General features: G+C 72.2%; 10 protein-coding genes and 2 pseudogenes. 10 read left to right on the top strand and 2 right to left on the bottom strand.

What is annotated here, in order from left to right; all coding sequences use genetic code 11:
* Positions 1–48: 48 nt before the first annotated feature.
* Positions 49–882, bottom strand: coding sequence for a PIG-L family deacetylase (locus ACFY6U_RS12835; RefSeq protein WP_390037419.1), 834 nt, complete (start codon positions 880–882; stop codon positions 49–51).
* 443 nt (positions 883–1,325) lie between these two features.
* On the opposite strand from ACFY6U_RS12835, the gene ACFY6U_RS12830 reads away from it, so the two are divergent.
* Positions 1,326–4,886 (top strand): choice-of-anchor D domain-containing protein, encoded by a 3,561-nt coding sequence (locus ACFY6U_RS12830; RefSeq protein ID WP_390037417.1) that lies wholly within the window; start codon positions 1,326–1,328, stop codon positions 4,884–4,886.
* A gap of 23 nt (positions 4,887–4,909) precedes the next feature.
* Here the strand turns inward: ACFY6U_RS12830 and ACFY6U_RS12825 are convergent, their stop codons facing one another.
* Positions 4,910–5,491: a LuxR C-terminal-related transcriptional regulator gene (locus ACFY6U_RS12825; RefSeq protein WP_390037668.1), complete on the bottom strand. Its 582-nt coding sequence runs from the start codon at positions 5,489–5,491 to the stop codon at positions 4,910–4,912.
* Between ACFY6U_RS12825 and ACFY6U_RS12820 the strand changes: the two are divergent.
* The 9 genes and pseudogenes from ACFY6U_RS12820 to ACFY6U_RS12780 all read left to right on the top strand — a co-directional run.
* Positions 5,384–5,623, top strand: a pseudogene (locus ACFY6U_RS12820) (ATP-binding cassette domain-containing protein); the annotation flags it as partial. The gene ACFY6U_RS12825 and the pseudogene ACFY6U_RS12820 sit on opposite strands and share 108 nt — an antisense overlap.
* Before the next feature lie 109 nt (positions 5,624–5,732).
* Positions 5,733–6,101, top strand: a complete 369-nt coding sequence (locus tag ACFY6U_RS12815; protein ID WP_390037415.1) for a hypothetical protein — start codon at positions 5,733–5,735, stop codon at positions 6,099–6,101.
* A gap of 52 nt (positions 6,102–6,153) precedes the next feature.
* Positions 6,154–6,660, top strand: a complete 507-nt coding sequence (locus ACFY6U_RS12810; protein ID WP_390037413.1) for a flavin reductase family protein — start codon at positions 6,154–6,156, stop codon at positions 6,658–6,660.
* Complete coding sequence (locus ACFY6U_RS12805; protein ID WP_390037411.1) at positions 6,653–6,946, top strand: hypothetical protein; 294 nt, start codon at positions 6,653–6,655, stop codon at positions 6,944–6,946. The genes ACFY6U_RS12810 and ACFY6U_RS12805 overlap by 8 nt, the downstream gene beginning before the upstream one ends.
* Positions 6,892–7,290: pseudogene (locus ACFY6U_RS12800) on the top strand (cation:proton antiporter); the annotation flags it as partial. The gene ACFY6U_RS12805 and the pseudogene ACFY6U_RS12800, both read left to right, overlap by 55 nt.
* Before the next feature lie 291 nt (positions 7,291–7,581).
* Complete coding sequence (locus tag ACFY6U_RS12795) at positions 7,582–8,187, top strand: class I SAM-dependent methyltransferase (protein WP_390037667.1); 606 nt, start codon at positions 7,582–7,584, stop codon at positions 8,185–8,187.
* A gap of 162 nt (positions 8,188–8,349) precedes the next feature.
* Complete coding sequence (locus ACFY6U_RS12790; RefSeq protein WP_390037409.1) at positions 8,350–9,333, top strand: hypothetical protein; 984 nt, start codon at positions 8,350–8,352, stop codon at positions 9,331–9,333.
* A gap of 85 nt (positions 9,334–9,418) precedes the next feature.
* Positions 9,419–11,266 (top strand): HSP90 family protein, encoded by a 1,848-nt coding sequence (locus tag ACFY6U_RS12785; protein WP_390037407.1) that lies wholly within the window; start codon positions 9,419–9,421, stop codon positions 11,264–11,266.
* Positions 11,267–11,268: 2 nt separating this feature from the next.
* Positions 11,269–14,205, top strand: a complete 2,937-nt coding sequence (locus ACFY6U_RS12780; RefSeq protein WP_390037405.1) for a hypothetical protein — start codon at positions 11,269–11,271, stop codon at positions 14,203–14,205.

Here is a 14,205-nt window from a genome sequence, read left to right as displayed (position 1 = left end):
CCGTCCTCGAAGGGGCGGAAGAGACCGGCAGCCCCGCGGGCGGGCGGGTCAGCGCAGTCCGGCGAAGAGGTCGTTCTCGGGTACGGCCGCGCCGGTGGTGTCCTGGACACGGACGAAGGTCTCCACGCCCATCAGCTCGGTGAACCTCTCGCGGCCCATCTTGAGGAAGAAGATGTTCTCGCCCTGGCTGGCATGCGCGGCCAGTGCGTCGAACTTCTGGCCCCCGAACGCGGTGGTGTCCACCCAGGTGGTGATCTCCTCGTCGGGGAGCCCGATCTCCGCGATCGCGGCGGCCTCCGCCGGATCCGGCTCCGGTACGTCCGCACCGAACTCGCGCATGATCTCCCCGAACCGCTGCATCATCGAACGCGGTGCCGTCGTCCAGTACACCTTCGGCGTCGGCTCGGTCATCGCCAGCGCCGCCATCGTGATGCGGTTGGCCTGGATGTGGTCGGGGTGGCCGTAGAAGCCGTTCTCGTCATAGGTGACGACCACATCGGGGCGGTAGCGACGCAGGAGTTCCGCGAGCCGGGCAGCGCCCTCCGCCACGGGCGTCCGCCAGAAGGATCCGGGGGCGTCGTTCGCCGGCCAGCCCATCATTCCGGAGTCGGCGTAGTCCAGCATCTCCAGATGGCTGATCTTCAGGACATCGCAGCTCGCCTCGAGTTCCTGACGGCGCATCGCGGCGACGGCGACCGGATCGTGCCCGGGATCGCCCGGCTTGACGCCCCCCGGTCCGTCGCCGCAAGCGCCGTCGGTACACGTCACGAGGACCGTGCGGATGCCCTCCGCCGCGTACCGCGCGAGGACGCCGCCCGTTCCGGTGGCCTCGTCGTCGGGGTGGGCGTGTACCGCCATGAGCGTCAAGGGCCGGTCGTTCATATAACAGTCCTCCTGTATGACAAGGTCTCGGTCCGAGTCCGCGGCGGGCACCTGTGCGGGCCCCCTCGGCCGGTGCAACATCGTCGGCCGGACCGGCTGTTCCCACCGCACGGGGCAATATTCCGCACTCCTGCCCTGCGGAGGATCGCCAGATCCGATATTTGCGTCATCTGACAAGAAACTTGCATGAGGTCTGGAGGGTGACTGCTGGTGCCGCGGTCGGCGCGCTGTGCGCGTGCGTCGTGTCAGTAGTCATGGGGTAGCAGGCCGCATTAGATCTTGCATGTCAAATTTTTATTGTTGCAATGCACTGTCTGGTTATTGCGTAGCCATGTCGGCGATATTACGGTCCCCCGTGCGTCATCACCATCCTCCGTCTCCCCTCCCGCCCCTGGCGGTGTCGGCGGAACAGTTCGGGCATCCCGTGATGAAAGGAGTGGTAAGTGTTCCATTCCGTCCGAGATCTGAGACGAGCCCTCGTCTGGGCGGTCAGCACCGCGATGCTGACCGTCGCCGGCGTCTTCGCGCTGGCCGTCCAGCCGGCCGCCGCGGCGACCGCCGCCACCGGCGGCAGCGGTGCGAGCCTGCCGTACGTCGAGGTACAGGCGGAGAACTCCGCCACCAACGGCACGACCATCGGACCGAGTTACACCCAGGGCCAGTTGGCCGACGAGGCGTCGTACCGCAAGGCGACGACCCTCCAGGGCACCGGCCAGTACGTCACGTTCAGCACACCGGTGGCGACCAACTCGATCAACTTCCGGTACAGCATCCCCGACACGTCGGGCGGCTCGGTCTACACCGCCGCGCTGTCCCTCTACGTCAACGGCGTCAAGCAGCCCGACTTCACCCTGACCAACGCCTACAGCTGGTACTACGGCAGCTACCCCTTCACCAACACGCCGGGCAGCAACCCGCACCACTTCTTCGACGAGGCCCACCGCCTGTTCTCCACCACCTATCCGGCGGGAACGACCTTCAAGCTGCAGGTCGACCCGGGCGACACCGCCTCCTCGTACACCATCGACTTCGCCGACTTCGAGCAGGTCGGCGCCGCCCTGACCGCGCCCTCGGGGTCGGTGTCGGTGACCGGCAAGGGCGCCGACCCGACCGGTGCGACCGACGCGACCAGCGCGTTCAACGCCGCGATCAGCGCGGCAGGCCCCGGCGGCACGGTGTGGATCCCGCCGGGCACCTACAACATCCCCGGCCACCTCAGCGTCAACAACGTCACGATCGCCGGCGCCGGCATGTGGTACTCGACCGTCACCGGCACGGCACCCGGCTTCTACGGCAACCCGGCCCCCTCGCCGAGCACCGGCGTGCACCTGCAGAACTTCGCGATCTTCGGCAACGTGCAGGAGCGCAACGACAGCGCCCAGGTCAACGGCATCGGCGGCGCGATGAGCAACTCGACCGTCGCCAACCTGTGGATCGACCACTTGAAGGTCGGCGCCTGGATGGACGGCCCGATGGACGGCCTGACGTTCAGCGGGATGCGCATCCGCGACACCACCGCGGACGGCATCAACTTCCACGGCGGGGTCACCAACTCGAAGGTGACCAACAGCGACATCCGCAACACCGGCGACGACGCCATCGCCACCTGGGCGGACTCCGGTATCGGCGCCGACGCCAACGACACGATCTCCGACAACACCGTGTCGCTCCAGATCCTCGCCAACGGCATCGCGATCTACGGCGGCCACGACAACACCGTCAGCGGCAACCGGGTGGTGGACTCCGGCATCACCCAGGGCGGCGGCATCCACGTGGGGCAGCGCTTCTCGTCGACGCCGGTCGGCACCACCACCATCTCCGGCAACACCATGATCCGCGACGGCAGCCTCGACCCGAACTGGCAGTTCGGCGTGGGCGCGTTGTGGTTCGACGGCAGCCAGGGCGCGATCACCGGGCCGATCAACGTGACCAACGCGCTGATCCAGCAGAGCCCGTACGAGGCGGTCCAGTGGGTCGAGGGCACCATCAGCGGCGTCAGCCTCGACACCGTGACCATCGCCGGCACCGGAACCTTCGCCCTCCAGGAACAGACCGGCGGCGCCGCCAAGTTCACCGACGTCACGGCCACCGGTGTCGGCTACTCCTCGCCGGTGTACAGCTGCTCGACCGGCAGCTTCACGGTGACCGACGGCGGCGGCAACTCCGGCATCGGCGGCACGCCGTACTGCGGAGGGTGGCCGGCCCCGGTCTACCCGCCCTACCCGTCCGAAGGCGTGACGGCCACCCCCGGCGCGCTGAACTTCGGTTCGGTCCCCACCGGTTCGGCCAGCGACGCGCAGACCGTGACGGTCTCCAACCCGACCAACACCGCCGCGTCCGTCTCGTCGATCTCCACCAGCGGTGACTACTCCCAGACCAACACCTGCGGCTCGTCCGTACCGGCGAACGGCTCGTGCACCGTCAGCGTGAAGTTCGCGCCGACGGCGACCGGCAGCCGGAGCGGCACCCTGACCGTCAACGCGGGCGGGATCACCGACACCGTCACCCTCTCCGGCACCGGCACCGCGCCGGGCCCGGTGCTGAACACCGACCCGGCGAGCCTCGCCTTCGCCGCCACGGTGGTCGGCTCCTCGGCCGGCACACAGACGGTGAAGGTGACGAACTCGGGCACCACCTCGGCGACCGTCTCGGGCGTCACGGCGACCGGTGACTTCAGCCAGACCAACAACTGCACCACCCTCGCGGTCGGCGCCTCCTGCACGGTGACCGTCGGGTTCAAGCCCACCACGGGCGGAGCGCGCACCGGCAACCTGACCGTCACCAGCAACGCCAACAACAGCCCGACCGTCGTCGCCCTGTCCGGTAGCGGCATCGACAGCACCACGAACATCGCCGCCGGACGGCCGGCCACGGCGAGTTCCAGCAACAGCCCGTACGTCGCCTCGAACCTCACCGACCCGGACGCCTCCACCTACTGGGAGGGCACGAACGGTTCGTTCCCGCAGTGGGCGCAGGTCGACCTCGGCCAGAACTACGGCGTCGGCAAGGTCGTGCTCAAGCTCCCGCCGGCGACCGCGTGGTCGGCCCGCACCCAGACGCTGTCGGTGCAGGGATCCACGGACGGCTCCACCTTCTCCACGATCAAGGCGTCGGCCGGGTACACCTTCGACCCGAACGCCAACGGCAACACGGTGACCCTCACGTTCAGCGCCGCCACGGCGCGATACGTGCGGGTGAACATCACCGCCAACACAGGCTGGAACGCCGCCCAGTTGTCGGACTTCGAGGTGTTCCCCGGCGACGGCGGCTCCTCCCACGCGACACTGTCGGCGACCCCGACGTCACTGTCGTATCCCACCCAGGCGCTCAACACCGCCAGCAGCGCGCAGACGGTCACGGTGACCAACACCGGTACCGCGGCCGCGACCGTCTCCGGCATCACGGTCACGGGTGACTTCTCGCAGACCAACACGTGTGGGACGTCGATCGCGGCAGGCGCCTCCTGCACGGTGGCCGTCACGTTCACGCCCACCGCGTCCGGCACCCGCACCGGTGATCTCAGCATCGCCGGCAACGCGTCGAACGGCACGACCACGGTCGCGCTGACCGGCACCGGCGCCGGCACGGTGAGCAGGAACCTGGCAGCGGGCGCGGCCACCACCGAGTCCAGCCACACCGACGTGTACCCGTCGTCGAACGTGACGGACGGCAACCAGGGCACCTACTGGGAGAGCGCCGCCAACGCCTTCCCGCAGTGGGTGCAGGTGGACCTCGGTTCCGCACAGAGCGCGAGCCGCGTAGTCCTCCAGCTCCCCGCGACCTGGGGCGCCCGCAACCAGACGCTGTCCCTGTCGGGCAGCACCGACGGCTCCTCCTTCACCACCGTCAAGTCGTCGGCCACGTACACCTTCGACCCCACGACCGGCAACACGGTCACCATCACCTTCACCGCGACCACCCAGCGGTACTTCCGGGTGAACATCACGGCGAACAACGGCTGGCCGGCCGGTCAGATCTCGGAGTTCCAGGTCTTCGGTACCTGACGGCCTCGCCTCGCCCGGGGGTGTCAGTTCGGCGGCAGCTCCATCGAGCCGGGGGTGACCAGACCCGTCTCGTACGCGGCGATGACCGCCTGGGCGCGGTCGCGGAGCTGGAGTTCGGCGAGGACGTGCGTCACGTGCGTCTTCACCGTCGCCTCGCTCAGATGGAGCCGGGCGGCCAGCTCCGCGTTGGTCAGCCCGCGGGCCAGCGACTCCAGGACCTCGAGCTCCCTGCGCGTGAGCGCGGACAGGTCGCGGTGCAGCGCGGTCGTACGCCCCGCGGGCCTGGCGAAGCGCTCCACCAGGCGGCGGGTGATGGACGGCGCGAGCAGCGCATCCCCGGAGCGGACCAGCCGCACGGCCGCGGCCAGGTGCTCCGGGGTGACGTCCTTGAGCCGGAACCCGCTGGCGCCCACGGCCAGTGCCCCGTAGACGTACTGGTCGAGGTCGTACGTGGTGAGGACGATGATCTGGACGTGCGGCCCGGCGAGGCCGTCGCGGTGCTGGGCCCGTCCGGGAGCGGCAAGTCGACGCTGCTGAACCTCGTCGCCGGTCTCGACCGCCCGACCGAGGGCGGTGTGACCGTCGCCGGAGTACGGGTGGACCAGCTGAACGAGGCCGGATCCGCGAAGTACCGCAGGTCCTGGATCGGCATGATCTTCCAGTTCTTCAACCTGCTGGACGATCTGACCGTCGCCGACAACGTGCTGCTGCCGGCCCAGTTCGCGGGCATGCCCCGGGCCCGGGCCGCCGCCCGCGCCGGGGAACTGCTCGGCCATCTCGGCATCGCCCGCCAACGATCAGGGCGGCCGCGGCGCCCCGAGGTCCGCGACCGGCCCGCAGGCACAGGTGAAGCCGCCCGACCCCGCCAAGGTGGCGGCCGCGATCCGGGCGCAGTCCGGCACGGGGTCATACTTCGGCACCGCCAAGACGCAGGTCAGCGTCGCCGGGGTCAAGGGCGGTACACCACTGGTGGTGTACCGGGGCGACGCCGCGGACAGCGGGCAGCGGATGCTCTCCGGGCGCTGGTTCTCCGCGCCCGGCGAGGCCGTGGCACCGGCCCGCTTCCTCCAGGCGACCGGGGCGAAGATCGGGGACACCGTCGACGAGAAGGACGCGCTCGCCGGGTTCCAGCTCATCAAGGACAAGGCCCGGGCCCTGGTGGCGAGCCTGCCCACCCAGAACGAGTACTTCCGGAGGATGCGTGACGGCGCATGAGCGTGGGACACACGGGCCGGCGCCGGGCGGCACGGGTGAGGTGAGGGTGCCGATGGACGGCGAGTTCCGCGAGATGATGGCGGGCTTCCCCACCGGCGTGTCGGTGGTCACCGCCCGGCGCGGCGTCGACCCGCCATGGGGCATGACCTGTTCGTCCCTGTGCAGTCTGAGCACGGCCCCGCCGAGACTGCTGGTCTGTCTGCGCGCCCAGAGCCCGGCCCTGGACGCGGCGCTCGCCAGCGGCGCGTTCGCGGTGAACCTGCTGCACGGGGACGCCGAGCCGGTGGCGGCGCTCTTCGCCTCCGGCGCGGTGGACCGGTTCGAGCGGGTGGTGTGGAAACCGTCCGCCCGGACCGGCAGCCCCGCCCTGGTGGAGGCCGCGCACGCCATCGCGGACTGCACCGTCGGGCGCACCCACCCTGACGGCGACCACGTGATCGTCGTCGGGGTGGTGCGGTCCGTCGAACGCTTCGACCGGGACAGCTCCCTGCTCCACGGCTTCCGGCAGTACGGCGAGTTGACCCGTCCGTTGCCCGTCTCCCGGGGTGCGCGTGACTGACATCCTGACGGCCGCGCCGGTCCCGCCGATCGGCGCGCACCCGATGCTGCTCTTCCTGCTCCAGGTGGGCGTGCTGCTGTCCCTGGCGATCGTGCCGGGCAGACTGGCCGTAAGGCTGGGACTGCCGCCCATCGTCGGGGAGTTGAGCGCGGGGGTGCTGCTCGGCCCTCACTGGTCGGCTGGGCCGCCCCCGCCGCGGCCGGCTGGCTGCTGCCCCGGCAGCCGGAGCAGATGCACCTTCTCGACGCGGTCGGGCAGGTCGCGGTGCTGCTGCTGGTGGGGCTGACGGGCATGGAGACGGACCTGCGGATGATCCGCCGCCGACGGTCCACCGCGCTGAGGGTCAGCCTCGCCGGGCTGCTCGTTCCGCTGGGCCTCGGCATCGCGCTCGGCTACCCGCTGGCCGGCCTGCTCGACTCGGACTCCGACACCCCGGTGTTCGTGATGTTCATGGGCGTGGCCATGTGTGTGAGCGCCATACCGGTGATCGCCAAGACGCTGATGGACATGGGGCTGGTCCACCGGGACATCGGTCAGCTCACGCTCGCCGCGGGCATGATCGACGACGCGTTCGGCTGGATGATGCTGTCGGTGATCTCGGCGGCGGCCGGCGGGCTGACCGCAGGGACGGTCGGCCACCCGGTCGGCGCGCTGGTGCTGGTGCTGGTGCTGGCCGTGGTGGTCGGCAGGCCGGTCGGTGCAGCGGCGGGGCCGTGGAGCTGCGTCGGGGGCGCGTCTCGACTCCGCAGGGAATCCCCGGGCAGGGGCGGCGCGTACGGGATCGGCGGCGCAGCCGGCGGACCCGCACGCCGGTCTTCCGGGACCGGTGGTCCCGGGCGCACGGTCCTGGTCCCCGTGGTGCCTTCGCGGTGCCTCAGGCGCGTCCTGGACCGGGCACACCGGCGGCCTATAGTTCGTCGCATGAGTCGCTGGCATGAGCTGACCGGTGGGACGTCCGGACGGGAGTACGCCGCACGGTTCGCCGCCGTCGTCCGGAGCGGCAGGGACGTGCACGGTGAGGCGCGGTTCTGTGCGGCGCTCGTACCGGCCGGAGCGCGGGTGCTGGACGCCGGGTGCGGTACCGGGCGGGTCATGATCCGGCTCGCGGAGCTCGGGTACGACTGCGTCGGTGTGGACCTCGACGCGTCGATGCTGGCGGTGGCGCGCGAGCAGGCGCCGCAACTGCCGTGGTTCCAGGCCGATCTGGCCGAGTTCGAGCCTCGCCGGCTCGGTATCGCGGCGGACTTCGATCTCGTGGTCGCCGCGGGGAACATCTTCCCGTTGCTCGCCGCCGGCACCGAGGCCGCCGTGGTCGGGCGCCTGGCCGCGGCCCTGCGCCCGGGCGGTCTGCTGGTCGCCGGCTTCGGCCTGGACGAGGCCCATCTGCCCGTGCCGCCCGGCATCACCCTGGCGGAGTACGACGACTTCTGCGCCGAGGCCGGCCTCGCCCTCGTCGACCGGTTCGCCACCTGGGACGCCGAACCGTACGACGGCGGCGGGTACGCGGTCAGCGTCCACCGTCGCTGAAACCCGTCCACCGCCGCTGAAAACCCTCTGGTCGTCGCGTCCGTCCCGCGGCCGGCGGGACCGGTCCGCGTGCGCCCCCGGTGAAAACCCTGTGGAAACGATGTCAGTGGGCCCCCTTATGCTGCACCGGAATGATCACGCGGAACCTGGGGAGGGCGCGGCATGTTCGGCAAGCTGTTCGGCTGGGGCGGGGAGAGACCGGCGACGGACCCGTACGCCCTTCCTGCGCCGCGCAGGCAGAACGGTGTGTACAAGCTGCAGTTCCTCGGGGACACCCGGGTGATGGCGCTGCTGGTGGCGGCGGAGTCGGGTGACTGGGACGCGGTCAAGATGGCGTCGGCCCACTTCGATCTCGGCCGCGACCACCAGGTGCTGGGCGAGCTGTCCGACGTGGACGGACTGCAGGACTGGATCGGCCGGGCTGCCGAGGAGGACAAGGAACACCGGGCGACGGCCCTGCTGATATCCGGGGCGCGGCACATCAGCTGGGGCTGGGAGGCGCGCACCTCCGCGCGTGCCTCGGACGTGTCGCGGGAGCAGTGGCGCCTCTTCCACGAGCGGCTGCACATCGCCGAGGAGCACCTGCTCGAAGCCGCCGAGCTGCGGCCGGAGTGGATCACGCCCTGGCGGCGCCTGCTCACCTCGGGCCGCGGCATGTCGGTGGGCACCGCCGTCAACGAGGCCCGGCTCGGCGCGGCCCTGCGCCGCGACCCGCTGGACCTGGCGACCCACCTCGAGTGGGTGTCGTACCTCCAGCCCCGGTGGCACGGCGAGCCGGGCCAGGCCCTGGAGTTCGCGCGCAAGGCGTTCGCCGGCGCTCCCGACGGCCACCGTCTCGGCTGCGTGGTCGCCATGGCCCATGTCGAGGACTGGGTGGAGTCGGACGACAAGAACTGCCTCGACACCCCCGAGATCCAGCGTGAGTTGAGGGACGCGGCCAAGCGCAGCATCCTCCACCCCGGCTACCAGCGGCGCCCGGGCTGGCAGGAGGACTTCAACATCTTCGCCATGGCCCTGGCGCTGGCGGCCGAGAGTGTCGTGGCCCCGCGGGTCTACCACGAGCTGGACGGCGCCTACACCCGGTGGCCCTGGACCTACATGGCGCAGCCGGAGAAGACGTACGCCCGCTTCCGGCGCCGCGCCTGAGCCGGCCGCCGTCACCGGTGCCTCTCGCGCCGTCCGGCACACCTTCCGCCCGCCACCCCTCGACAACCCCACCCCGGACTCTGTGATGACTCTGCCCCACACCCCCGCGAGCCCGGCCGGCGCCGACCGCACCTTCCAGGTGGACCTGCGCGGCCTCGTCGACCTCCTCTCCCACCACCTCTACTCCAGCCCCCGCGTCTACCTGCGCGAACTCCTGCAGAACGCGGTGGACGCGCTGACCGCCCGGCACGGCCTCGAACCGGGCGCCGCCGCCGACGCGTTCGGCATCCGCCTGTACGCCGACGGTGCGGTGGTCCGGGTGGAGGACGACGGGGTCGGTCTCACCGAGGCCGACGTGCACACCTTCCTCGCCACCATCGGCCGCAGCAGCAAGCGGGCGGAGCAGGTCGCCGAGCAACGTGCCGACTTCATCGGCCAGTTCGGCATCGGCCTGCTCTCCTGCTTCCTGGTCGCCGACGAGATCCACGTCGTCAGCCGGTCCGCCCGCACCCCCCACGCGCCCGCCGTGGAGTGGCGGGGCCGCGGCGACGGCAGCTACACCGTCCGCGCGCTGCCCGCCTCCGCCCGCCCCCGGCCCGGCACCACCGTCACGCTCACGCCCCGCGCCGACGCGGGGGAGTGGACCCGGCCGGTCCAAGTGCAGGCGCTCGCCCGGCACTTCGGCTCCCTGCTGCGCCACCCGGTGACCTTCGACGACGGCACCGGCGGCGTGGCCGCACCCGTCAACCCCGAGCCCGCACCCTGGGCGCGCAGCTACCCCACACCGGGGGCACGCTCCCGCGCGCTCGCCGCGTACGGCGAGGAGATCTTCGGCTTCACGCCGCTGGACACCATCGACCTGGACCTGCCGGCCGTGGGCCTGAAAGGCATCGCCTGCGTGCTCCCGGAGGCGGTGCCGGCCGGGCGCCGCCACGGCCACCGCGTGCACGTCAAGGGCATGCTGCTGTCCGAGCAGGCCGAGGAGATCCTCCCCGAGTGGGCGTTCTTCGTCCGCTGCGTCCTCGACGCCGAGAGCCTGCGCCCGACCGCCTCCCGGGAGTCCCTGTACGAGGACGACACCCTCGCGGCGGTGCGTGACGCCCTCGCCGAACGGCTGCGCGCCTGGATCGCCCGGACCGCCGCCAGCGACCCCGACCTCCTCGGCCGCTTCCTGCAGACCCACCACCTGGCCGTGAAGTCGCTGGCCGTGCACGACGACGAGATCCTGCGGATGCTGCTGCCGTGGCTGCCGTTCGAGACCACCGACGGACACGCCACCCTGGACGAGTTCGCGCGCAGCCACCGCACCGTCCTCGTGACCTCCAGCGTCGAGGAGTTCCGGCAGGTGGCGGCGATCGCCGCGGCCGCCGGGCTCGGCGTCGTCAACGGCGGCTACACCTACGACCGCGAACTGGTCCACCGGCTGCCGGAGATCAGGCCCGAGGTGGCCGTCGCCGACCTCGACCCCGGCACCCTCACCGCCCACCTCGACCCCGTCGACCGGGAGACGGAACTCGCCGCCGCGGCCTACCTCGCGCAGGCCCGCGACGCCCTCGCCGTCTTCGACTGCGACGTCGCCCTGCGCACCTTCCAGCCCGCCTCCGCCCCCGCCCTCCTCCTCGACAGCCGCGAGGCCCGGCACGAGCGCACCCGCTCCCAGCTCGCCCGCGAGCAGCAGGGCGGCGTGTGGGGCGACATCCTCGGCCACCTGCGCCAGGAGGCCCCGCGCGCCCAGCTGATCCTCAACCAGCTCAACCCGCTGGTCCGCACCGCGATCACCATCGACGAGCCCGAACTGGCCCGCACCAGCGCCGAAGCCCTCTACGGGCAGGCCGCGATGCTGTCCCGGCGCCCGCTCAGGCCCGCCGAGTCGAGCCTCATCAACCGCTCCTTCCTCGACCTCCTCGCCCACGCCCTCCGCAAGGACAGCTGACGATGCCGACCGCACCCCAGACCACCGATGAGCTGTACCAGGCGCTCCAGGAGAACGACCGGCGTCCGTACGGCCGTACCCGCACCGTCGCGGCCGAGGAACTGGCCGAGGCCGCCGAGCAGTTCGAGGAACCCCGCGCGCTCGTCCACGCGCTCCTCGAACTCCAGGAGGCCTACACCTACGGCTCCGAACCCCGTAAGTCGCCCGTCGTCTTCGCCCGCCTGCTCACCCTCTTCGACGAACAGCCCGACGTCTTCGACGAGCGGCTGCGGCACATGCTGTTCTGGCGGTTCAAGTGGGTGGCCAACGCCCTGGTCGCCCTGCCCGAGATACCCCTCGCGAGTCTGCGCCAGTGGCTGACCGAGATGCGTGACCGGTACGAGAAGGCCGGTCTGGAGCTCCAGCCCTACTACGCACAGGCCTACCGGCTCGCCGCCCACGTCGGCGAGGACACCGACCTCGCCTACGAACTGTGGGCGGGGCGCACCCGCACCCGGCTCAGCGACTGCGAGGCCTGCGAAATCTGCGACCGCGCCCTGTACCACCTCGCCGCGGACGACGACGAGCGGGCGCTGCGCACCTGGGAGCCCGTCCTGGACGGGAAGGAGTCCTGCCAGGAGGAGCCCGCCCGCTCCGTCTCGTACGCGCTGCTTCCCCTGCTGCGCGCCGGCGCCGCCGACCGGGCCCGCGCGCTGCACCTGACCGGCTACCGCGCCTGCCGCCGCAACCCCTCGATGTCCGGCGAGGTCGGCCGCCACCTGGAGTTCTGCGCGCTCACCGGCAACGAGGCCCGCGGTCTGGAACTCCTCGCCGAGAACCGCAACCTGTTCGACGAGGTCGACTCGCCGCAGGACCTGCTCGGCTTCCTCACCGGCGTCGAGGTCCTCCTGCAGCGCGTCGAACTCCTCGGCCACGGCGAGCTGCCCGCCGCCGGATACGCGGGCCGCGCCTGGACGGTGGCCGGCCTGCGCGCCGAGGTGCGCGGCCGCGCCGACGACCTCGCCGCCCGCTTCGACGCCCGCAACGGCACCACGGCCCACACCGACCGGCGCCGGGCCCGCCTCGACCGCGCCCCCCTCCTGGACGCACTCGAACTGACCCTGCGCACCCGCGGCCTCGACGACGTGGCCCCGGCAGCCGCCCCCGCCGCCGTCCGCACGAGCGCCGCCGTCCCCGAGTCGCTGTCCGAACTCATCGTCCGAGCTCGGGAGTTGGACGAGCAGGGACATCCGGACGCGGCGGCCTGCTGGGCCCGGCTGCGCGCGCTCGTCGCAGCCCCCGGCTACGCCCACCCCGACGACCCGGCCGTGGGCCCGCTCGTACGGCTGCGCGCGGACCTGCTGGAGGACGAGGCGGGCCGGGCCGGCGAGAAGGAGAAGTTCGACGAGGCGGCCGCCCTGTACGAGGAGGCGGCGGGCCTGTACGACGAGGCCGCCCAGCCGGGGCACGCGGCGTTCGTCCGCGCCTGTGCCCTGCTCGCCGCGGCCCAGGTCGCCCCGCAGGGCGCCGACGAAGCCGGGGCGAGGACCGCAGCGCTGACCGACGCCCACGCGTCCATGGTCCGCCTCCACGAGAGGGCCACCGGCCTCGCCCCGTACCAGGAGGCCCGGCTGCTGCGACTGCGGGCGACCGCGCTCGGCCTGCGGTTCCAGACGTCCCACGACGAGGAGCACGCCGCGCCGGTCTTCGCCGAGGCGGACCTGCTGCACGCGTTCGCCGTCCGGCACGAGGTCGCCGGGCAGATCTCCGGAGCCCTGCTGCTCCGGGCCGGCACCCACGCCCTCTCCGGCGACCTGCCCGCCGCGGTCACCGCGAGCGACGCCCTCCTCGACCGGCTCAGGACACACGGCCCCGCCTGGCACCTGCCCCACGCGCTCGGACTCCGGGGGCGGATCCGGCTGGGTCTCAGGGACGCGCAGGCGGCCCACGAGGACCTGGCCGAGGCTCTCCGCCTGGCCGCCGAATGGCCCGCCGAGGCGGTGGCCACCGCCCGCCTGCACACCGATCTGGCCCGGACCTGCATGCGCCTGGGCCGCCCCGACGAGGCGCTGCGGCACCTGACCCGCTCCGCGGAGCTGGACCTGCGCCACGGCAGCCGGTTCGACGCGTTCTGCACCTACAGCAACGCGGCCCAGCTCAGCCTCGACCTGGGCCGCGTCGAGGACTGCATCGCGCTGCTCGACTCCGTGCTGGCCGAACCGGACGTCGCCGCGGGGGAACTGGACGACCGGCTCGTCGCCCAGCTGCGCCTGGCCCGCGCCCGCGCGCTGCACGCGGGGGAGGACCTCAAGGCCGCCACCACGGAGTTCGCCGCCCTCGCGGCCGAGTCGGCCGGCTGGGACGACGACCCCGGCAGCCACGCCATGATCGCCGCGGAGACCGCCGTGGTCCTCGCCGAGTCCGGCGAGTTCGGCCGGGCCCGCGAGGCCGCCGGCCAGGCCCTCGCCGCGCACGCCCGGGACCCGCGCTACGAGCAGCTCAGCAGCTGCCTGCGCGAACTCGCCCGTCTCCAGGCCCAGCAGCAGGGTGCCGAGGGCCTGGCCGACGCGCTCGCCCTGCTCGCCGACGCGGGCCGGGTCGCCGACGAGGCCCGCGCCGCGGGGTACGAGGCCCGCGGCCGCGACCTGGACAGCGCCCTCGCCTACGAACACGGGCGGGTCAACGCCTACGCCAGCGAGTACGAGACCTCCCTGACCGCCCTGGACAAGGCGCTCACCCTCCTCGGCGAACCCGAACCCGCCTCCCACGACAGGGACCACGTCGGCGAGTGGGCCGAGTGCGTCCGGCTCGCGGCCGTCGTGGAGGGCCTCTACCTGGAACGCCCCGATCCCGCCCTCGCCCGCCTGGACGGTGCGGTCTCCCGGCTCACCGCCCTCGGCCACACCGAGGAGACAGAGCAGCTGACCACCCTGGCGGCCCGGCTGCGCGACGAGGGGTGA

This window comes from Streptomyces sp. NPDC013157, assembly GCF_042899865.1.
In the GTDB taxonomy this organism is placed as follows: Bacteria; Actinomycetota; Actinomycetes; order Streptomycetales; family Streptomycetaceae; genus Streptomyces.
This window is presented reverse-complemented; position numbering and strand designations above follow the sequence as displayed.